Genomic DNA, 21,327 nt, shown 5'->3' on the forward strand with positions numbered 1-21,327 from the left:
TTTTGGAGAGCAAGATAAGTTTAGCTTGTCCTCTATTTGAAAGGATTTTAATATGAAAGAAAATTTTTGGCGTGATTTACCGCGACCGTTTTTTGTATTAGCACCAATGGAAGATGTGACGGACGTTGTCTTTCGTCACGTTGTTAGTGCAGCAGCAAGACCGGATGTCTTTTTCACAGAGTTTACGAATACGGTCAGTTATTGCCATCCAGAAGGAAAAGAAAGTGTCCGTGGTCGGCTGACGTTTACTGAGGATGAACAGCCAATGGTTGCTCATATTTGGGGTGATCAGCCTGAATATTTCCGGCAGATGAGTATCGGATTAGCTGAACAAGGTTTTAAAGGCATTGATATTAATATGGGCTGTCCTGTTCCGAATGTTGCATCTAAGGGTAAGGGTGCTGGTTTGATTCGCTTTCCTGATAAGGCGGCTGAAATTATTGAAGCAACGAAAGCTGGTGGATTACCTGTCAGTGTCAAGACAAGACTAGGTTACACGTATTTAAATGAATGGCGTGACTGGTTAGGACACATACTAGAACAAGACATTGCGAACTTGTCGATCCATTTACGGACGCGCAAGGAAATGAGTGATTTTGATGCCCATTGGGAATTGATTCCTGAGATTAAACAGCTTCGAGACAAGATCGCACCAGACACTTTGTTGACGATTAATGGTGATATTCCTGACCGTCAAACAGGGTTAGAATTGGTTGAGAAATATGGTGTTGATGGCGTCATGATTGGTCGGGGGATTTTTAAAAATCCATTTGCATTTGAAAAAGAAGCAAAGGATCATAGCAATCAAGAATTGCTTGATTTGTTAAAGTTGCATTTAGATCTGTTTGATCATTATTCGAAAATAGAAGACCGTTCCTTTAAACCACTCAGACGCTTTTTTAAAATTTATGTCCGAGGTTTTCGAGGGGCAAGTGAATTACGAAATGAATTGATGATGACAGAAACAACTGATGAGGTACGCAGGTTGCTCAATCAGTTTGAGTAAAAAATTGTGGGCTAGGTCAAGAAAAAGTATGTAACAATCAGCCTAGTCCCTAAAATTTCCAACCTCCACAGATTACGTGGGGGATTTTTTTATGCAAAAAAGTGCACATTTGAGTTTTTTTATGTATAATGGCTCTAACAGCAAAACATACTTAAGAAAATTAATTAATTAACTAATTAATTAACAAGGAAATAGTATCGAATAAGCTTTATTAGTAAGGGTTAATTGAAAGGTGATGCTTACTAAGCAATTTATTTCGATGACTACTTTCACTCAATTTAGGTAATAATTATAGTTGAATTAAACTAGTCGATAAAGTTAGTTATAGCGATTATGAGTATGTTTTTAATTGTTGTCATAAAATAATCTAATGATAGGAGCATAACAGATGGGAATTCAATTTAATGATGCATTGAAAAGTTTTAAAATTGATGCAAAAGATACGAGTTACATTATTTCAATTGTTGATGAAGAACAATTTTTAGGTCATGTTTATTTTGGTGAAAAAATTCCGGATCAGGATATGAATCATTTATTAAGACTTGAGGAAAATCCGTTTGTTCCTTCTAAAAATAATCGGGATAGAGGTACTTTTATGGACAGTTTTCCTAACGAGTACTCATCTCATGGTTTAGGTGATTATCGAGAAAGCTCGATTAGTGTGATGACACAATCTGGTATGAGTACTGTTGGGATTAATTATCAATCACATGAGATCTATCAAGGAAAGCCAAAGTTAGACGGGTTACCTGCAACGTTTGGAAATGAAGAAGATTGTACCACATTGGAAATCACGTGTATTGACAAGCATTTAAATTTGGAAGTTGTGTTAGTTTATACAGCTTTTGAAAATTTAGATGTGATTACAAGAAGTGTTAGAGTAACAAATCGAGCAAAAGAAAGCATTCAGCTTCGAAAAGTTTTATCAGCTTGTGTAGACTTTGATCGAAATGATTTAGATATGATTACGCTTCATGGTTCATGGGCAAGAGAACGCCACGTCTCAAGAAGAAAAGTAGAATTAGGCAAGCAAGGTATTTCCTCTCTCAGAGGTCAGTCTGGTCATCAAGTCAATCCGTTTCTTGCAGTGATGGATCAAACGGCTACAGAAGATAGTGGTGAAGTGTATGGCTTTAACTTCGTCTACTCAGGAAACTTCCTTGCTCAAGCGGAAGGCTGTCAGTTTGATACGACAAGAGTAGTAATGGGAATTAACCCAGAAGATTTTTCTTGGGAACTCGATCCTGAAGCTACATTTACCGCACCTGAGGTAGTGATGGTTTATTCCAATGAGGGAATCGGTAAAATGTCTCGAACGTTCCATGATTTATATCGAACACATCTAATCCGTGGCAAGTATAAAAATAAGAAACGCCCAATTTTAATTAATAACTGGGAAGCGACTTATTTTGATTTTGATACCGAAAAACTTTTAGATATTGCAAAAGAAGCTTCACAGTTAGGTATTGAAATGCTTGTGATGGATGATGGCTGGTTTGGTGACAGAAGCAGTGATAATATGGCCTTAGGCGACTGGATCGTTAATGAGGATAAAATTAAAGGTGGGCTAAAAAATTTAGTCGATCAAGTCAACAAACTTGGGATGAAATTTGGAATTTGGTTTGAACCAGAAATGGTTTCACCTGATTCAGATCTATACCGAGCCCATCCGGACTGGTGTATCCATATTGAGGGGCGAGAAGGATTACGTTCACGAAATCAATATGTCTTAGATTTTTCTAGAAAAGAAGTAAGAGATTATATTTATGAAAGTTTAAGAAAAATTTTATCAAGTGCGAATATAGAGTATGTTAAATGGGATATGAACCGTCAGCTTACTGATGTTGGGAACAGTGTCCTACCAGCGAATCAACAGCGAGAAATTTGGCATCGATATGTACTCGGTGTCTACGACATGATGGATCGATTAACAACTGATTTCCCACACATTTTACTTGAAAACTGTTCAGGTGGAGGCGCAAGGTTTGATCCAGGGATGCTTTACTATAGTCCACAAATTTGGACGTCAGATGACACTGACGCAATCGAAAGGCTAAAAATTCAGCATGGTACGTCGATGGTGTATCCTGTCTCTTCAATTGGTGCTCATGTTAGTGATGTCCCGAATCATACGGTTGGGAGGGTGACACCTTTTGAAACACGTGGTTTAGTCGCTCTCTCAGGAACGTTTGGTTATGAGTTAGATGTGACTAAAATTCCACAAGAAGACAGAGAGATGATTCCTAAGCAGGTTGAAATGTATCATAAATACAATGACCTGATTCGAGAAGGAGACTTATATCGAATTGGTAATGTGTTTGAAAACCCTGAATTTGAATGTGTCGAGTATGTCTCAAAGGATAAAGATGAAGTTTTGGTAACTTATGTACAAGTGCTTTCTAGAGCGAATCATCGCAGTAGAAGAATTAGACTCAAGGGACTTGATAAAGGGAGTTATTACCGCAATCAAGAAACAAATGCAGTTCACTCAGGTGCAGCGTTGATGAATGGCGGGATTTTAATTGAAGATATGTATGGAGATTTCAAAGGAAAGTTAATTCACTTTATTAAAGAGTAATTTTTCACCTGTATAACTAAAAGTAATTAAGGGATGGCTCCGATTGGATGCTGTCCTTTTTTCATGAATATCTTTTGTTACACTGTACAGGATATTCCTTGATGACTAAGGATAGAAAACGGTATAATTAGATTGTCATTTCTGTTATTGATGATAAATATTATAGATTTATTAGGGGGATTCACTTTTGTCGATTGCGATTATTACACTTATTGTACTAATCATTGTTAACGCTTTTTTTGCAGCTTCAGAGCTTGCGTTTGTGAACTTGAATGAGAATAAAATTAAACGACAAGCAGAATTAGGTGACAAAAATGCATTGAAAATCTATTAGCTAATCTCAAACTCGAGTCAATTTTTAAGTACGATTCAAATTGGGATTACGTTAGCTGGTTTTTTATCAAGTGCATTTGCAGCGGATTTCTTTGCTGGACCGTTGTCAGAGATGTTGTTTGATTTAGGTGTTCCGATTCCGTTGGGAACATTGAACACAATTTCAGTTGTTGTGATTACGATTGTGTTGTCTTATTTTACGTTAGTTTTTGGTGAGCTTGTTCCAAAACAATTGGCACTTAAAAAGGCAGACGAAATTGCCAAGGTCGCAGTTGGACCGATTTCGTTATTAGCAAAAATTTGTTCGCCAATCGTTAAGTTTTTAACGTTTTCTATTCATCTTATCTTACGTTTACTTCGTGTCGATCCGAATGACGTATCTGAATTAACAACAGAAGAAGATATTCGGTTAATGATCGATATAAGTGGTGAAAGTGGCACAATTAATAAAAATGAACAAACGATGATTGATAATGTCTTTGAATTTGATGATAAACTTGTGTCTGATATTATGACACACCGAACTGAATTTGTTGCTTTGGCTTATGACCTAGATTTTAAGCAAGTGATCCAGCAGATTAATCAATTTCGCTATACAAGATTTCCTGTTTATCAGGAGTCAAAGGATAATATTATTGGTGTGTTACATGTTAAGGACTTGTTCGCCCACCTTGATCAATCGAAGGATGGTTCATTTGAATTAGAGAAAGTTATGAGGGAACCGTTTTTCATCTTTGAATGGCAACCGATTGATGTTGTCTTTGCAAATATGCGAAATCACAATATTCACATTGCAATTGTTCTTGATCAGTTTGGTGGAACGGAAGGCTTAATAACGATTGAAGATATTATTGAGGAAATTGTAGGTGAAATTGCAAGTGAAAGCATTGAACCAGGTCATTTGAATGAAGAATTCACTCAAATTGCTGAGAATCAATATCGAGTAGATGGAACATTTCGGTTATGGGAGCTTCAAGATGCATTGAATATTGAGCTACCTATTGATGAATTTGAAACAGTCAGTGGATTTGTTATTGACTAGATTGGCTATATACCGAAAGAAGATGACCGACCGACAATTTATTATAAGCAGCTTAATTTTGAAGTGAAAAGCGTCATTGAAAAGCGGATCGATGAAGTTTTAGTAACGATTGAAGGTCCAAATATTATAGAAAATGATAATCAGTGATAAATTACCACTCTATACAAAGGCTAGCCCTTTGATAGAGTGGTTTTTTGTTTTGCTATATGGATGCGTCTTTCGACAGATTGTTGCTTAAAACTACATTGAATTAACGTTGGCAAATCAAACTGTGCTAAACTATTTTTAAGAAGTAATTAACGGAGGTTTTGATGATGACTCAAACAATGCAAGGAATTGCGAAACATCTGATCGTTGTTTCCTATGATGCTTTTTCAGAGGATAATTGGGAACAGGCGAAGCGACTACCTAATCTAGCTAAATTGATTGCAAAGGGTGCGTATAGTACTCAGTTAAAAAGTGTCTATCCAACGATGACTTATGTGATCCATTCGACAATGGTTACAGGTGTTTACCCAGATAAGCATGGCGTGATTCATAACAATCCATTGCAACCATTTGTTGAGTCAAAGAATCAGGCGTGGCATTGGTATCAAGACAATTTAAATGTTCTGACGGTCTATGATGTAGCCAAACAGGCAGGGCTAAAAACGGCAGGGATTATGTGGCCAGTGACGGGACGTTCATCGCTAACATATAATTTACCTGAGATTGTTGCTGTTAATGATGAAAATCAAGCGTTGAAAGTTTTGAAAAATGGCAGTCCTTTTTTCTGTCTTAATTTAGAATTGAAGTTTGGTCGGATTCGAAAGGGTATCGAGCAACCCTACTTGGATGATTTTTCGACGGCATGTGCTGTTGATACGATTAAACGTAAAAAACCGAACCTGCTCTTATTACATCTAATTGATTTAGATGATACGAAGCATAAATATGGTACGGATAATAAAGCAGTTGACCAAGTGATTCAGCGAATGGATCATAGACTTGGTGATCTTATTGAAGCAGTCGAAGAGGCAGGGGTCGCAGATGAAACGGCATTTATTGTTTTGGGTGATCATGGGCAATTCAATGTTAATTACAAAGTGTATTTAAATAACCTTCTGAAAGAGAAAGGTTTAATTTTTGACAGAGATGGTAAGTTGGAATGGCGTGCCTATTTTCAAAGTACTGGTGGATCAGCCTATTTACAAATTCAAAAGGGTGATCAGGAAGCTGAGCAATTGGCATTGGAACTTCTTGAACAAATTGCCCCTGACCAGCAATATGGGATTGAGCAGTTTTATGAGAGGGATGATCTTGATCGACTTCATGTTGATCGCTCGATTAGCTATATAGTTGAGGCAAAACAAGGCTATAGTTTTGAGGACGGGCTATCTGATCGGATTGTTGAAGATTTGGAACAACAAGGGATCAAACACGCAACCCATGGATATTCCCCGGATAAAGATAATTATCATTGTAATCTTGTCATCTCAGGCGACAAAGTCAATCATGGCTTACAACTAGCTGAACTTGAAATGGTTGATATTGCTCCGACGATAGCTAAAATATTAGGGCTTGAATTTACCGGTGGAGACGGTCGTAGTATTGACGAAGCTTTTCAACAATAAAAGGTTTGAATCATGTTGAAATATCAGTGAAAAAGCTATCGACACATCGAAGAGATGATGGATAGCTTTTTATAGTTAAATATTGATAAAGTAAATCACAATTAAAGCAACGATTGCCATCAATGTTGAAACGATCACACTGTGGATTAGCGGGTTCGGTCCTAATTTTTTGAGTTCCTTTAGATCGGTTTTTAAGCCAATCGCAGCAAGTGCGGCTACCATTAAAAATCGACTGATATTTTTTAGTGCAGTAGAGACAGGCATTGAAAAAAGTCCGAAGCTATTAATCAGGGACATGCCAATAAATGCAACGATAAACCACGGAATTAAGCCGGTAATTTTCACTTTCTTGCGAGCTGTTGGTGAAGTTTTTGCTTCTAAACGAGCACTAATCACAGAAAAAACAAGCACAGTCGGGATAATTGTTAGTGTCCGAGTTAACTTAACCATTGTTGCAAAGTCTCCAGCGGCTTCACTAAAAGCATAACCAGTTGCAACAACACTTGACGTATCATTAACAGATGTTCCTGTCCATAAACCGTAAGCCATATCTGTTAATCCAAGTGCACGACCGATAATCGGGAACAAAATGATCATTAGCATATCAAATAAAAAGGTGACCGAGATGGCGTAAGCAATATCTTTATCCTTAGCATTGATTACAGGGGCTAAAGCAGCAATAGCTGATCCACCACAAATGCCGGTACCTGCATTGATTAAATTAGCTCGCTTCCAGTCTAAACCGAGCCATTTTCCTAGTAGAAACCCTCCGCCAAAAGCAGTCAGGAAAGTAAATAACATCACGGTCAATGATAATCCGCTAACGTTTAGAACGGTGTTGATGCTTAACGACGCCCCCAGAAGGACGATTGAAAACTTTAAGACCCGTTTGGCTGTGAAATTTAATCCAGGTTCAATGAATGAATTTGGTTTCCAAATCTGATTGATGACAATCCCAATGAATAGTGCTAAAACAGAGTCACCAATGATGTGAAAAGGTAAAGTTGACTCGATTGATCGAGCAAAAAATGCAATGATTAAAGCTAGTAAAAGACCAGGTATGTAAGCTAATATTTTTCGCATGTGGATCTCCTTTGATTTTAAAACGAATCGATTGATGAAAATACTCAACCTTTATCTTAAGACAAGCAAGTGATTATTACAAATTTAGCAAACAGCTTGACTCAGTTGAGTTTTGCTTTCATTTAGGATAATTTTAAAAAATATGATAAACTATTTTTAATGAAATGAATTTTGATCGATGGAGGATACTCATGAGTGATAAGCAAGTTATTAAACGTTCAGCGACTATTTTTAAATTATTAGGAGATGAATCAAAACTCTCTATTCTCTATTTGTTATCAAAAGAAGAGTCGAATGTCTCAACGATTGTAGAGAAAACAGGCATTGAACAGTCGAATGTCTCGCATCATTTAAAAACATTGAAAGATAGCCGTTTAGTGTCGTCTAGAAGAGAAGGTAAATCTGTAATTTACTTTCCTGATGACCATCATGTTTATGAAATTATTGCCCAAGTTTTTGCTCATGTTAAAGAAGATGAGTAACGCCCAATTAAACTCTTTGCTTTATGGCCAGCCTATAAAGTAAAGAGTTTTTTTATGTAATTGATTCACTTGACGATTATAAAAAGAAATTATATAATGAATGCACATTCATATGAACAACCACTCATATGAATAAGAATGATTACGATTTAGAAATATTAAAAATGCAAGGAGAGAACAAGATGGACAATTTCAGTGAGTCAATAATAGCTAAACATAATTCTCATCACTGCCATGGGCATTCACATGATCACGATCACGGGAAAATCCCGGTTATTCTTTACTTTATTGGGTTAGTTTCAGCTGTGATCGCTCTCTTATTGAGCAGGGACTACTCGGTAATAAAAAATTTGTTCTTTGTAACAGCGATGATTACAGCGGGATATCATGTGATTATTCTTGAAGGTGTGAGTGAAACGATTGAAAATACAAAAGCAAGCGGAAAGTTTACTCCTAATTCACATGTTTTAATGGGATTAGCTGCACTTGGAGCGTCCTTACTTGGCGAGTTTTGGGAAGGCTCTTTATTAATTTTGATTTTTTCAGGTGCTCATTTCTTAGAAGAATATGCTGAAGGAAGAAGTAAACGTGAAATCACAAATTTATTAGAAATGAATCCAACAACAGCTCGCTTAATAACATCAGATGGACAGACAAAGATGATAGAAGTTAGTCAATTAAAAATCGGTGATCAGCTCCAAGTGTTAAATGGTGATCAAATCCCGATTGACGGCAAGATTTTAAGTGGATCAACATCCATCGATGAGTCATCGATTACTGGTGAAAGTATCCCACAAGAAAAGTCGACTGGTGATGACGTATTCGGCAGTACAATAAATGGCACAGGTTCATTTACAATGGAAGTGACAAAAACTGAAGCGGATACTGTTTTTTCAAGTATTCTAAAACTCGTCAACCAAAATCAAGGCAATCAAACAAAGGTAGCAACAGAAATTGAAAAGTTTATCCCTAACTATGTGACGCTTGTTTTAATAGCTGTTCCGTTGATGATTTTAGCAGGACCATTTCTATTTAACTGGACATGGATCAACAGTGTTTCGAGAGGGCTGGTTGTGTTAGTGGCTGCTTCACCATGTGCTTTAGCAGCAGCTACTGTTTCGACAACATTATCAACGACTTCAAGCTTAGCCAAAAAAGGAGTGCTTTCGAAAGGGAGCTCCTATTTATCACAGTTAGCAAATATTGATGCAATTGCATTTGACAAAACAGGGACGTTAACTAAAGGTAAGCCTGAAGTGACTGATTATTATTTTCTAGACTTGGTTAATCAACAAGAAATCATTGATCTTATCGTTGCGCTTGAAAGGGAATCCAATCACCCACTAGCTCGTGCGATTCTAGGCAAATTTGAAGCAAAAAATCAAATCACAATTGATGTAACGAATCAAATTGGCAAAGGATTAACAGGAGACTATCAAGGAAAAACGTATCGAATTGGTAAGCCAACTTCGTTTAATCAGGTCCCTGATAAAATTGCCCAATTAAATACAGACTGGGCTGCACAAGGAAACACAGTTGTTTACGTTGCTGAAAATGAGACAGTTGTTGGTCTGATAGGGCTAATGGATCTGCCAAGGGTAGAAGCTAAAGCGACAATCCAATACTTTAAAGACCTAGGTATCCAGACAACATTAATTACAGGCGATTCTGAAATGACCGGGAATGCTGTTGGAAAAGCACTAGGCATCGATCAAGTTGTTGCGGATGTTATGCCTGAGGACAAATCAAGAATGATTGATCAACAGAAAGAAACGTATGGTGTCGTTGGAATGGTTGGCGACGGAGTGAATGATGCGCCAGCACTGGTCAATGCTGATGTTGGGATTGCAATGGGTGAAGGTACGGACGTTGCAGTAGAGGTGTCAGACTTAGCTTTAATGAAAAATGATTTGGCTAAGTTAGTCAATGCTCATCAACAATCAACAAAGATGAATCGAGTCATCTGGCAAAATATCATATTCTCCATGGTTGTTGTCCTATTTTTAATTATCGTGAGCTTTTTAGGATTAGCTGATATGACACTCAGCGTCATTGTCCATGAAGGAAGTACGCTAGTTGTGATTTTGAATGGGCTTCGTTTATTGAGAATGAATAAAAAATTACTCGTTTAAAAATATAGCTTAAAGCAGTGGGTCCTTAACCAATTGAGGTAGCTCACTGCTTTTCTAATTATCGTATTATACAAATTATAACCTCGGAAATAAACCTTTTTACACAGGAACTTAAAACTATACTATAATCACTAGCGTTGCATAAAAAGTGATTGATAAAGTCAAGTGTTAATTTTTCATCAAAATATTAATTGACAAAATATTCTGTTATTAATCAGCTTCGCGCTAAGAAAAAAGTCAATGGGCATGAAAGGTAGCCCTTCAACCATTTTTTGAATATTATACATTTTTAAACCAACGGATCATACGTCAGATTATCTAAGTGCAAAATATCTCCCGTCTCATATTGTGCCAAGGTCTCTGCAAAAATCCGGTCACTGTCCCACCTTCGTCGTCCACTGGATTTGCGTTCGGGTTCTTTATGTACTTCCAAGGCAAATGTTGTCATGGATTGATTGTAACAATCCCTTATCCAACGCAACATTTCCAACAAGGTGCCTTTGAAACCTACTTTGTGTTTCATTAAGATGATCAGACAAAAAGTAATCATGGTGAGGTAGACTTGATTGTAAACTGCATTTTCGCTCTTGCCATAAAGTTTTTTAATGACCAAATGTTGCTTGCCCCATTTGAAAAACAACTCAATTTTCCAACGGTTTCGGTAGATATCACTAATTTCTAGTGCACTGCGCTTGGCATCATTACACACAATACGAATCTTGTTTCCGTTACTGTCCATTGTCCCTACTAACTGTAATTGATTCTCCATTTTCCCTATTGTCACAATCGCATGCCGTGTAATGGGAGAAGATGCATCTACTGGTAATTCCTCTATGACGTTTACAACTGTATTGCTTTTGATGCGTGTCGCAAATCTGATTCCTTTTTTCGAATAGGCATCAAATTTCACAAAGTTGAAGTACCCACGATCGAATACATGAAGCACATCTTTTATGTAAACGATTAATTCATCTAGTCGTGTTTCATCCGCTGGTCGAGCTGGCGTTAAGATCATTTGGTCTAACGAGACAGTATCATCACATAATCTAATCGACGTGTGCAATTTGATTCCAGCTTTCGTATCTCGAAAATCAGCCCATTCATAGCCGTTCAGACACATGGAAATGGTGGATGAATAATCAAATGAAGCTTATCCAATGCCTTTCCTGCTTTCACAGCTCCCAGTGTATACTGAACTTTTTGAATAAGATGACGAAGAATAACTTCCGTTATTTCATGTGGAATTTGTCTATTCTTCCGCGAGAGTTGCGACTTACTGATACTGTCCATCCCTACTAGTCGTTGCACCGTTTTTTTGCGTGAAACAGATTGGCTGATGACCGCAAGATTTTCTAACTTTTTAAGTTGTGCGTAAAGAAATAAGCGAATATATGAAAGGGTATTTAACTTTTTAACATACTTGTCTATCCCTTCTACATCAATCATTTTTTGAATTATTTTTATATCTAATGGATGAATGTATTCCTTGAATACAGTTTTTATGGTATGATTGTCCATGTGAACTCCTTATAATTTGGGATTTGGACAGGACTACCATACCCCTAATTATAAGGTTTTTTTATGATAATTTGTAGTGGAAATTACCATTTTTCATAATATTGACACTAACCGTTTCACTTGACTTTAAGTGAAAAAGTTAATGCAACGCTAGTGTACTATAATATAAGTATTAAATCATAGCGGGTGAGCGCAATGAAAGTAAACCTTAAATGTGTTCTTGTTTTTTGTATCCTTATTTTTCTGACTATTCAGTTAAATGGTGCTTTAATTGCACAGGTCAATGCGTCACCAGCCCCCCCGAGTCATTAATGGTCAGTTAGATTTACAAGAGCAATCCGTTGCTGACATTGGCCCAATTGACTTAGATGGGGAATGGGCATTTTATTGGTGTGCGCTTTTTACGTCTGAAGAACTTTCTGATCCTAGCCCGCAAATAGTAAATGCTCCTGATGATTGGAGCCATTATACTGTTGATGGTGAAAACTTAGATGGATATGGCTATGCAACCTATTCAATGACGATTAAATTAGATGAGTCAGACATTGATGATGCTTATTCATTGTACATACGGAGTATATCAAGTGCTTATGATTTATGGGTTAATCAAGAATTAGTTGCATCAGTTGGTGAGGTGGCGACGAACGAAAGGGATATGCGACCAGGAAATTTGCCACAAGTGATTACATTTCAAACGGACAAACCTGAAATCGAGCTTGTTTTGCATGTTTCGAACTTTCATCAACGTAAATCAGGTTTATGGCAATCAATTAGTTTTGGTAGAGCGGACCAAATTGCAGACCAGCGTGAAACTAGTGTTATAATTCAAGTTTTAATGGTTGGTGGCATTTTAATGATCGGAATGTATCATTTAGTTTTATATTTACAACGTCCGAAGCATAAGTCTGCGCTTTATTTAGCAATTACTTGTTTTGGGGTTGGCATGCGAACGATGTTTTTAAAAGACAATTTGTTTGCCCACTTATTTCCTAGGGTCAATTGGGAAGTTACGGTCAGTATTGAGTACTTAGTAGCCTTAGTGGCATTGCTATTTTTCTTGCTTTTCTTAGATGAAGGCTTATCACTATATATCCCTAAGAGGATCAATCGTCTCTTTATTGCTATGATCATATTATATAGTATTTTTATTGTCTTCACACCACCACGAATTTTTACGAATACATTTTTTATTTTACAACTATTAGTGATCACGATTATCATCACGATTGTTATTATGACAATTTTAGCTGCGATCAAAAGGCAAGAGGGTGCATATCTTAATCTGATCGCCATTTTCATTCTATCAACGGCGGTGTTAAATGATCTATTTTATTATAGTCATCGAATCTCTACAGATGAGTTTATCTCATTAGGATTATTATTTTATTTGTTTATTCAATCGGTTCACTTAGCAAGACGGTTTTCGCGTTCATTTGATGAGGTGGAGCAGCTTACTGGGGAATTAAAAACACTTAATCAATCTCTAGAGTCGAAGGTTAAACTGCGGACGATTGAGTTACAGGAAGCGAATACGAATCTACAGAAGATGGAGGAAGTCAGACGTCGTTTATTTGCTAATGTTTCTCATGAGCTAAATACACCACTCACGTTTATTCAAGGAAGTATTAAAGCAATGATGGATGGTTTAATTCCGAAAGATGAATCGAAATATTTTAGAAGTGTTTATGAAGATACAAAAATGATGGCGCATATGATTAGTGATCTCCAAATGCTATCTAAACTAGATTATGGTCAGATTGATTTTTCCTTTCAATTAATTGAAACTCGAGCATTCTTCGCGAGTATCGTTGAAAAAGAGCAAATTATTTTTAACAAAAGTGAACTATCATTCGTTTTTTGTGAAAATTTTCCTCTAGAAATTGAGGCAATTTATTGTCAGATTGATCCTGTTCGGATTGAGCAAGCGGTGATGAATTTACTGATTAATGCAGAAAAGCACACCACAAAGGGTGGTTCGATTACGATGAAATTGGAAATTGACCAAAATCATAATCAATTGACTATTAGGATTGAAGATACAGGTGCAGGAATTGCTGAGCAAGATTTACCGTTTGTGTTTGAGCGATTATATAAGGCGAAGAATCACAGTACAAAAACAGGTGGTGGGCTTGGCTTAGCTCTAGTAAAAGAATTTATCGAATCGCACGACGGATCGGTCGGTGTTGAAAGTAAGCTTGGTCATGGAACGATGGTTTACTTTAGTTTACCAATTCAAACAATCGAGATGCTGGAGGTGAAATGATGGTCACTAGGAGAGTGTTAGTTGTCGAGGATGAAGAAAAAATTCGCTCACTTGTTGAACTTTATTTGATTAATAATGAATTTGATGCGATTACAGCGGAAAATGGTGAGCAAGGATTAAGAAAGACAATCTTAGAAAAACCAGATTTAATTATACTGGATATTTTAATGCCAGATTTAAGTGGATTTGAAGTTTGCAAAATGATTCGTAAAACAGAAGGTCTTGAGAAGATCCCAGTTATTTTTTTAAGTTCGCTGCAAGAAAGTGAAATGATCATTGAAGGTTTGGATACGGGTGGCGATGATTATATCACGAAACCGTTTGATCCGAATGTGCTGATTGCCAGAATCAATGCTATTTTTCGTCGAATTGAGAAAAAGCAGACGGTAGATTATGAAAAAATGCAGTTGATTTTCGAGCAATTGACTTACCAAGAGCGGAAAATTTTACAGTGGATTGAGAAAGGTTATACAAATAAAGAAATTGCAGAAAAGCTTCAACTGACTGAAGGGACGGTTAAAGTGTATAACCATACGATTTTTCAAAAATTACAGGTTAAAAATCGGACACAGGCGATTGTGCGAGCAAAGGAAGTCAATTTTCTATAAAAACGAAGGGCAATTTTAATATGGTGATGTGTATTAAAATTGCCCTATTTATTTTGGTTTAATTTAGTTTTTCTTTAATGAGTATTTGTTTTTTATAGTTGTTATTTTTATTACTCTGTCCATTCTCTAAAAGACGCTTTAGTTGGTGAATCTCTCTTCTCAATTTATTATTTTCATCTATTAGATGCTGAATTGCTATAGTTAATTGTTGTATTTGGAAATTGCTATCTTCCATAATCAATGCTCCTCGTTTCAATCAATGTTATGATCTTATTATTCAAGGTATGCATCAAAATGCTCTTTTAGACAAATATTTCATTTAAAAATAATTAAAAGAGTAAAATTATTTGATAATTACAACCGTTTTAGAATGATTTACAAAAAAATTTGAAATTACATATACCTTTTTGGGGCAAACTCTGTAAATGATCAATTTGCAATGTGTAAAATTAAGTTATATTATAGATTTAATATATTTCCACGCTCTTTAACTTCATTTTTCCTTCAACCGTTCACACTTTTTAATGTCCAAAGTAAGTTATAATCTCAATCTATCTTAAGTCTTTAATTAATAACAAGAAGCAGGTGATTTTGTATGAACAGTATTTTATCTTATCCCAATAGAGGACCGTATGGGGATGCAAGCTATCGAGGTAATTGTTCAGGATATATCATTAGAGATATACTTAATTATTATAGGCCTACATTTTTTTTAGAATGTTTTGCGGGTAGTGGTTCAGGATATGATGTTGCTAAAGGATTAGGGTATAAGAATAGTATTCATCTAGATCTTAATGAGAGATTTGGTAATTTCAATCTATTAACTGATCAACTACCTGTTGGTTCTGATTTAGTATTTAGTCATCCACCTTATTGGAATATTGTTAAATACTCTGGACAAAATAATGTTTGGGGAAGTGAAGTCCATAAAGGTGATTTATCTCATATTGAAAATTATAGTGATTTTATTGAAAGGTTAGATATAATCAATAGAAAGATATATGACAGTATAATAGAGGGGGGCGACATGCAATTTTAATTGGTGATGTTAGAAAGAAAGGGAAGTACTATTCTATTATTAAGGATATGATGTGGTATGGTGAATTAGAGGCGCACCTCATTAAAGTACAATATAATACAAGAAGTCAGTACAAAAGATATTACAATCAAAGGTTTATTCCAATTGCTCATGAACACTTACTAATTTTTAGGAAACCTTATATGAAAATTTATGACTCAAATTGAGTTAATTTACATGGAATTTTGTATTATTTGTGATAATATTAACTTAATTAAGTGAACGTTGAGGGAGGTGAAGAATATTTCTGTAAAGCAGATACCTCAGTTTGTGCGTGATAATTATGCAATTTATGAATGGCGCCATGCTTCAGCGATTATGCAGAATGATTTTCCCGATGAATGGCGGGATATTATTGATGTCTTACAGAATTTTAGACTACTTAAAAGTAACCTTATTGTTGGCGGAGGAAGAAAGTCAAAAATTGCAGAAAACTTTGATGCTTTTCTTTATGAACGAGATTGGGAAGAAAAATCTTTCGATACTAAAATTGTTATTGACGGTACAGAATTTATTACACCTACACATAAGGTTGACTGCTATAAAAATCGTGTTGCTGTAGAAATTGAGTGGAATAATAAGACGGAATTCTATGACCGAGATTTAAATAACTTTAGAATGTTATTTGAACTGAATGCGATCAGTGTGGGGATTATTATCACTAGAACTAGTGAATTACAACAAATATTTAATCAAATTGGTAGGGGAAATTCATTTGGTTCTTCTACTACGCATTTAAATAAGCTGCTACCAAAAATAGATGGGGGTGGTGGCGGGGGTTGCCCTATTTTAGTGTTTGGAATTAAAGATAGCTTGTATGTAGATGATATAAAGTAAAAACGGTACTGTCCAGAAAGTCAGTAAAACTGATTTTCTGGACAGCCCTGTCTTTTATTCCATTTTAATTAAGATTAATGCTTCTTGAACATTTCTACTTTTATCTTCTTTTCTCCCCATTGTACTATGCTGATAATCTTGAACTCTAACTTCGATATTGTACCCTTTCGAAAATTTGGTATTTGCTAGTTCAATTAATTCTTCTAGAGCAATCATACCAGTATTGCTGTAACTTAATACTAGGTTTGATTCCTTTCTACTCACTCCGTCAAACATGCTAACAAAAGCATCTCTAACTTTTGATTTTATGCAGAACGGTGATTGATGTCGATCGGTTCTATATCTACCTTTATACATAACTTTAGGATAATCATATCTTACGAGAGTTTCTAGTGCATGATAAAAACGAGAATAATGAACGAAAGCATAAGGTGGATCTGCATACACGGTAGAATTTTTAGGCATAACGCTCAAGCAATCATTGTAATCAAGGGACACAGTTTGTGAAGTAATGTCATGATTTTTTAAGTACGTCATAAATTCAGTGAACTTTCTAATGAAATATGAGAGTATATCTTTTCTTCTATATATTAAAATATCGTTCATATTCCTTTCATTAGTTGCATCTCTGTATTGTGCATAATGACCAGTACTTTGTGAGTTATACGACATAGCAAACATTAAGCTAGACATAATAGGATAGTAAATATTTGTGTTTTTATATTCTTCAGCCACCCCTCTAATTGAATCAATCCATAAACATTGATTGAAACTCCAATAAGTACCTGAATAATTTTTCATGAATAGGTGGTATTTAATATTGCTAAAATTATAATTAATTAAATCTTGTTGTTTTTTTTCAAGTTCATTAAATTCTTTTAATTTAAATTCTTTATTGTAATCAAAAGTCAGTTCGGGTAACTTCATTTTCACTTCGGCGACTATACTTTTTGATTGAGTAACGATCTTCTCGAGTATGTTATCATACTTATCCCAATTGTAACTATTTAAGTATGTCTCTGCCAGAATTGCTGAGTATTGTTGTATATCATTTGACAGAATAGATGTTTGTCCTCTCAAGGCACCTGATAGTACACTCGATCCAGCAAATAGATCGACAACTTTTCCTCCCGTATAACAATCATTAATACCTTCAACCACGTAATTAATGATTGATTTTTTGGAACCCATATATTTTATAATATGTGGTATATGTTCATTTATATTTAATTTCTTAAATGATTTGGATATGTTAACCTTTGTCATATGTCTACGCTACCTTTCTATAATAACTATTATAGCATTCATTTTGTAGAATTATTAATGATCAACTCTAATTGTGTATTTTTTACGAATTTGATATGATAATAATGAGTTAGAAGGTCCTAGGATCTAAGATTAGTCGTTTTGTATATCAGTACAAAGCGACTTTTTTTGTTGAGGTTAGATTAATATTTTGTAACTGTTAGTATTTGTGCTGTTTCTTGTAACTTCGAGCAACCCGATTTCCTCTAGCTTGTTTAAATTAGTTATGATGGTTTGTCTAGTGACTGAAGTATAGAATGCGATTTCATTAAATGACATGCTAGAATCTTCAGGGATAACTAGTAATACGACCAGAATTATTTTTTGAGTACTAGTTAATTTTTTATGTTCCAGAATTTTATTTATTTTAATCAATAAGCATCATAACCTTTCTTCAATTTATTTTTTTGTAATAAAAAGTTTAATCTTAAAATCAATTAACATTTATTATCTACCGCTAGTATAACTATTTTACTAGCGTTTGTCAATTAGTGATTATTGTATTTATAATGCAATATACATATTTTCAAGAATAATTAGGTGGTTTACATGTCAAAACGAAAGAAAAGGAAATTGAATACACCAACAAGGAAGTGGATGAAACGTGCTACCCGATTACATTCGGCAAAGCACTTTATTACCAAATATGAAGGGAAAAATCTTGTCAAAGATTATAGTAGATATTATGGCGTTGATAATTTGTGCGCAGTCAGGGAATTAGAAATGCTTGGTTACTCTATAGAAGAGAGCTATATAGCAGAAATGAAGAATGAACTTAAGCATAAACAATTAAAAGCTGAACGGAAAAAGCAACAAAAACTAGAAAAAATGCAAGAAGAGGTGGAAACTTGGGTAGAAAGTGATGGTAAGGGTTAGCCACAAAATCATTTAAACAGATTTTTGTGGCTAACCCTATTTTTCAGGCATCTGCGCTTGGTTTAATCCAATCTTGTGACCAAGATTCGATCGATTGAATAATTGATTGCATAGAATGTCCTTTTTCGGTTAATGAATAGTGTATAATCACTGGCGTGTCAGGAATGACTTCACGATGAACAATCCCTTGTTGTTCTAAGTCTTTTAACCGATCAGATAATACCTTTCCACTCACACCAATCGCTGATTGTAACTCATTGAATCGTTGGGTTCCATTTAATAATTGATAAATCACAAGTCCTGTCCAGCGCTTACTCAATAATGAAATAGCTTGCTCAAACCGTGGACAAATCACTGGTTCTGCCATAATGAATCACCTCTTTAATTAAATTATAGCACAAATAGTAACTCAATTACAAACTAAAAATAAATCACTTGACATTAATAAATAATTATAATATAGTTAGTTACATAAAGTAACTTAATAAAAATCAATCATTAAAAGTGACAGACAATAATTTATAGGAGTGATAATATGGGTTTCCACAGTAAGCCAAATACACACATAGGTCAGGTTCGGTTAAAGATTGAGGATTTAAACAGATCGTTGAAATACTATCAGGACGTCATTGGTTTTGAGATCTTAGATCGTTCAGAAACAACTGCAAACTTAACTGCAGATGGGAAAACAAGTATCTTGAAACTTGAACAACCTGAAAATGTTCAACCAAAACAACGAAGAACAACGGGGATGTATCACTTTGCACTTTTACTACCAACGAAAAAAGACTTAGCTGATTTTGTCATTCATCTATCAGAGAAGAATATCCAAGTTGGTGCTGGCGATCACTTAGTGAGTGAAGCGCTCTACATTAAAGATCCAGATGGAAATGAAATTGAAATTTATGTTGACCGTGATCCAAAAGTATGGGATTGGAATGGAGAGGAAGTCGCAATGACAACCGATCCACTTAATTTTGAAGCTTTAATTACTCATCGAGTACAAGGGGAGAAGTGGCAAGGATTGCCGAAAGAAACGATTATGGGGCATATTCATTTACACGTTGCTGAGCTTGAGAAAACACAAGAATTTTACGTTAAAGGCCTAGGTTTTGATATCGTTAATCGATTTGGTAGTCAAGCATTATTCTTGTCAACTGCAAAATATCATCATCATATTGGTTTAAACACATGGAATGGTGTTGGCGCGCCAAAGCCTGCTGATAATAGTGTTGGCATGAAGTCATTTGAACTCATTTATAATGACGAAGCAGCTATTAAAGCTACAATTGCTAATTTAGAAAAAATCGGAGCAACAGTTGTAGAGGAAGATGGACGAACGTTTACTTATGATCCATCAGGAATCCGAATTGAATTAACCTATTAAATAACAAATCTCGAACTCACGAACGAATGGCGAGTTCGAGATTTTATTTTTGTTAGAAAGTGATGATATACTATGCCTAGCAAAACATTTGTAAAATTAAGCGATTGATCAATCATTGGTGGGTAAATGTCCACGAGGGAAGTGAATTTTTTGAAAAAGGAAAGTAAAAAGGTGGTGAGTGCACGATATATTCAACGGTTCGAATCGGTTTTTTCATGTCCGGTTTGTGATTCAGAGATGGCGGTTCAGGAATACCAATGTTTAGTGTGCTTAAATCATCATAGTTTTGATATTGCTAAGCAAGGTTACTTAAATTTAGTCAGTCATACTGTCATGACAAAATATACTAAAAGTCTATTTGAATCTCGTCAGCGGTTAATGAATGAGGCTGGTTTTTTCAGGCCTGTAACGGATCAAATTATCAAAATGATTGAACAATTTTTTGGCAAAACTAAAGAGCCGATTTTAATGCTTGATTCGGGATCTGGAGAGGGTTCGCATTTAGCATATATTCGTCAATCGTTGGAAAATGATTTTGGCATCAAAGCTAATGGTGTTGGCATTGATATTTCAAAAGAAGCGATTACGGTTGCAGCTAAACATTATTCTAATCTAATTTGGACAGTGGCTGATCTTGCGAAGACACCATTTAAGAATCAACAATTTGATCTAATTCTTAATCTTTTATCACCTTCAAATTACACTGAATTTGATCGACTCTTAAAACCAAGTGGTGTTGTGATTAAGGTCGTGCCGGGTAGTGACTATTTACAGGAATTAAGAGGGCGAGTTTTTGCTAATTCAGATAAGCAGACTTATTCAAACGATGAAACGGTTGCTCTATTTAAAAGCCATTATCCATTAGTTGATCAAGTGCCAGTCACTGAAATTGTCAGGCTTGATCAGGCGGCGATGAGGTGGTTGATTGAGATGACACCCCTAACATGGAATGTACCTAAAGCTGAACTGCAATCATTGGTTGCAGCTGATTTTACTGAAATCACCCTAGATGTAGTGATTTTGATTGGGGAAAATATGTGAACGGACAGAATAGAAAGGGAGCAGAATAATGACAGAGTGGAAATTGGAGAGGATACCATTATTGGTGCTGGTAGTGATTATTTCGCGCTCACAAGTCCATCAATATCCAATCCGAGTCCACCAATTCACGAATCAAGTCCGCCTA

At 35.5% G+C, this 21,327-nt stretch carries 20 protein-coding genes and 1 pseudogene; 14 read left to right on the forward strand and 7 right to left on the reverse strand.

Translation table 11 applies throughout. The features are described from left to right. Window positions 1–52: 52 nt before the first annotated feature. The 5 genes and pseudogenes from ABD814_RS00140 to ABD814_RS00160 all read left to right on the forward strand — a co-directional run bounded on the left by ABD814_RS00140 (window position 53) and on the right by ABD814_RS00160 (window position 6,572). Window positions 53–1,006, forward strand: coding sequence for a tRNA dihydrouridine synthase (locus ABD814_RS00140; protein ID WP_344909215.1), 954 nt, complete (start codon window positions 53–55; stop codon window positions 1,004–1,006). 388 nt (window positions 1,007–1,394) lie between these two features. Continuing rightward, window positions 1,395–3,584 carry an alpha-galactosidase gene (locus tag ABD814_RS00145; protein ID WP_344909217.1) on the forward strand — a complete coding sequence of 730 codons (2,190 nt, stop codon included), beginning with the start codon at window positions 1,395–1,397 and terminating at the stop codon, window positions 3,582–3,584. Window positions 3,585–3,771: 187 nt separating this feature from the next. Next, window positions 3,772–4,578, forward strand: a pseudogene (locus ABD814_RS00150) (hemolysin family protein); the annotation flags it as partial. Between the two features lie 51 nt (window positions 4,579–4,629). After that, on the forward strand, window positions 4,630–4,959 hold the full coding sequence (locus tag ABD814_RS00155; protein ID WP_344909250.1) for a transporter associated domain-containing protein: 330 nt from the start codon (window positions 4,630–4,632) through the stop codon (window positions 4,957–4,959). Between the two features lie 314 nt (window positions 4,960–5,273). Next, a complete protein-coding gene (locus ABD814_RS00160; RefSeq protein WP_344909219.1) occupies window positions 5,274–6,572 on the forward strand; it encodes an alkaline phosphatase family protein in 1,299 nt (432 codons plus the stop codon). A 75-nt stretch (window positions 6,573–6,647) separates the two neighbouring features. On the opposite strand, the gene ABD814_RS00165 is transcribed toward ABD814_RS00160, so the two are convergent. Then, on the reverse strand, window positions 6,648–7,655 hold the full coding sequence (locus ABD814_RS00165; protein WP_344909221.1) for a YeiH family protein: 1,008 nt from the start codon (window positions 7,653–7,655) through the stop codon (window positions 6,648–6,650). Window positions 7,656–7,846: 191 nt separating this feature from the next. Between ABD814_RS00165 and ABD814_RS00170 the strand changes: the two genes are divergently transcribed. Further along, complete coding sequence (locus ABD814_RS00170; protein ID WP_344909223.1) at window positions 7,847–8,137, forward strand: ArsR/SmtB family transcription factor; 291 nt, start codon at window positions 7,847–7,849, stop codon at window positions 8,135–8,137. A 182-nt stretch (window positions 8,138–8,319) separates the two neighbouring features. Beyond that, a complete protein-coding gene (locus tag ABD814_RS00175) occupies window positions 8,320–10,269 on the forward strand; it encodes a heavy metal translocating P-type ATPase (protein ID WP_344909225.1) in 1,950 nt (649 codons plus the stop codon). Window positions 10,270–10,558: 289 nt separating this feature from the next. On the opposite strand, the gene ABD814_RS00180 is transcribed toward ABD814_RS00175, so the two are convergent. Both ABD814_RS00180 and ABD814_RS00185 read right to left on the reverse strand, forming a co-directional pair. Then, window positions 10,559–11,389, reverse strand: coding sequence for an IS4 family transposase (locus ABD814_RS00180; protein ID WP_344909227.1), 831 nt, complete (start codon window positions 11,387–11,389; stop codon window positions 10,559–10,561). Then, window positions 11,380–11,787: a DUF4372 domain-containing protein gene (locus tag ABD814_RS00185; protein WP_344909229.1), complete on the reverse strand. Its 408-nt coding sequence runs from the start codon at window positions 11,785–11,787 to the stop codon at window positions 11,380–11,382. Before ABD814_RS00185 ends, ABD814_RS00180 begins: the two co-directional genes overlap by 10 nt. Before the next feature lie 271 nt (window positions 11,788–12,058). Between ABD814_RS00185 and ABD814_RS00190 the strand changes: the two genes are divergently transcribed. Together ABD814_RS00190 and ABD814_RS00195 are read left to right on the forward strand one after the other, a co-directional pair. Beyond that, window positions 12,059–14,050: an ATP-binding protein gene (locus tag ABD814_RS00190; RefSeq protein WP_344909231.1), complete on the forward strand. Its 1,992-nt coding sequence runs from the start codon at window positions 12,059–12,061 to the stop codon at window positions 14,048–14,050. Next, window positions 14,050–14,658, forward strand: a complete 609-nt coding sequence (locus ABD814_RS00195) for a response regulator (protein ID WP_344909233.1) — start codon at window positions 14,050–14,052, stop codon at window positions 14,656–14,658. The genes ABD814_RS00190 and ABD814_RS00195 overlap by 1 nt, the downstream gene beginning before the upstream one ends. A gap of 58 nt (window positions 14,659–14,716) precedes the next feature. On the opposite strand, the gene ABD814_RS00200 is transcribed toward ABD814_RS00195, so the two are convergent. Beyond that, window positions 14,717–14,893 (reverse strand): hypothetical protein, encoded by a 177-nt coding sequence (locus ABD814_RS00200; protein ID WP_344909235.1) that lies wholly within the window; start codon window positions 14,891–14,893, stop codon window positions 14,717–14,719. 360 nt (window positions 14,894–15,253) lie between these two features. Here ABD814_RS00200 and ABD814_RS00205 point away from each other — a divergent pair, with 360 nt between their 5' ends. Further along, on the forward strand, window positions 15,254–15,697 hold the full coding sequence (locus ABD814_RS00205; protein WP_344909237.1) for a hypothetical protein: 444 nt from the start codon (window positions 15,254–15,256) through the stop codon (window positions 15,695–15,697). A gap of 273 nt (window positions 15,698–15,970) precedes the next feature. Beyond that, window positions 15,971–16,573, forward strand: coding sequence for a BglII/BstYI family type II restriction endonuclease (locus ABD814_RS00210; protein ID WP_344909239.1), 603 nt, complete (start codon window positions 15,971–15,973; stop codon window positions 16,571–16,573). Between the two features lie 54 nt (window positions 16,574–16,627). On the opposite strand, the gene ABD814_RS00215 is transcribed toward ABD814_RS00210, so the two are convergent. Next, the gene (locus tag ABD814_RS00215) at window positions 16,628–17,839 is read right to left on the reverse strand and encodes a DNA adenine methylase (RefSeq protein WP_344909241.1); all 1,212 of its coding nucleotides are present in this window, start codon (window positions 17,837–17,839) and stop codon (window positions 16,628–16,630) included. A 177-nt stretch (window positions 17,840–18,016) separates the two neighbouring features. Continuing rightward, window positions 18,017–18,253 carry a MarR family transcriptional regulator gene (locus ABD814_RS13255; RefSeq protein ID WP_425549030.1) on the reverse strand — a complete coding sequence of 79 codons (237 nt, stop codon included), beginning with the start codon at window positions 18,251–18,253 and terminating at the stop codon, window positions 18,017–18,019. A 174-nt stretch (window positions 18,254–18,427) separates the two neighbouring features. On the opposite strand from ABD814_RS13255, the gene ABD814_RS00220 reads away from it, so the two are divergent. Then, complete coding sequence (locus ABD814_RS00220; protein WP_344909242.1) at window positions 18,428–18,754, forward strand: hypothetical protein; 327 nt, start codon at window positions 18,428–18,430, stop codon at window positions 18,752–18,754. A 43-nt stretch (window positions 18,755–18,797) separates the two neighbouring features. On the opposite strand, the gene ABD814_RS00225 is transcribed toward ABD814_RS00220, so the two are convergent. Beyond that, window positions 18,798–19,121 (reverse strand): winged helix-turn-helix transcriptional regulator, encoded by a 324-nt coding sequence (locus ABD814_RS00225; RefSeq protein ID WP_344909244.1) that lies wholly within the window; start codon window positions 19,119–19,121, stop codon window positions 18,798–18,800. A gap of 168 nt (window positions 19,122–19,289) precedes the next feature. On the opposite strand from ABD814_RS00225, the gene ABD814_RS00230 reads away from it, so the two are divergent. Both ABD814_RS00230 and ABD814_RS00235 read left to right on the forward strand, forming a co-directional pair. Beyond that, entirely contained in the window at window positions 19,290–20,141 is an 852-nt protein-coding gene (locus ABD814_RS00230; protein WP_344909246.1) for a VOC family protein, read from the forward strand. A 150-nt stretch (window positions 20,142–20,291) separates the two neighbouring features. Then, entirely contained in the window at window positions 20,292–21,182 is an 891-nt protein-coding gene (locus ABD814_RS00235) for a putative RNA methyltransferase (protein ID WP_344909248.1), read from the forward strand. The last annotated feature ends 145 nt before the right edge of the window (window positions 21,183–21,327 follow it).

This window comes from Amphibacillus indicireducens (assembly GCF_039539605.1).
Lineage (GTDB): Bacteria > Bacillota > Bacilli > Bacillales > Amphibacillaceae > Amphibacillus > Amphibacillus indicireducens.